Raw genomic sequence first — 344 nt, 5'->3', positions numbered from 1 at the left:
GATGAACAGCAGGAGCCCGTATGAGCAACTTGAATGATGTGCGTTTTACTTTCAGCACTCCCGCTGATGAGGCCATCAATTTCGACGTGGTGTCGTTCGAACTGAATGAGGCTGTGAGCGAGCTATATCGCCTGGACATCGAACTGGTCAGTGCTTCTGACGACGCCGACTTCGCCACCCTTCTAGACCAACCCGCCGTGCTGACCATCTGGCAGCAGCAGGAAGCCGTCCGCCATGTGCACGGCCTGATCAGCAGTTTCGAACAAGGCAAAACCGGCCACCGCCGCACCCGCTACCGCGCCGTGATCGAGCCACAACTGGCCCGCGCTGGCCTGCAATCGGAC

General features: G+C 59.0%; 1 protein-coding gene. It reads left to right on the top strand.

Going from position 1 to position 344, the window contains the following annotated elements:
• Positions 1-20 precede the first annotated feature (20 nt).
• Positions 21-344, top strand: a 324-nt coding sequence (locus GIB19_RS28215) for a contractile injection system protein, VgrG/Pvc8 family (RefSeq protein ID WP_274888873.1), incomplete at its 3' end; no start/stop codon positions are given.

The organism is Pseudomonas sp. ITEM 17296, from assembly GCF_028895205.1.
GTDB classification, from domain to species: domain Bacteria; phylum Pseudomonadota; class Gammaproteobacteria; order Pseudomonadales; family Pseudomonadaceae; genus Aquipseudomonas; species Aquipseudomonas kermanshahensis.
Note: the sequence above shows the minus strand (reverse complement) of the source record. Positions and strands in the feature narration are given on the sequence as shown.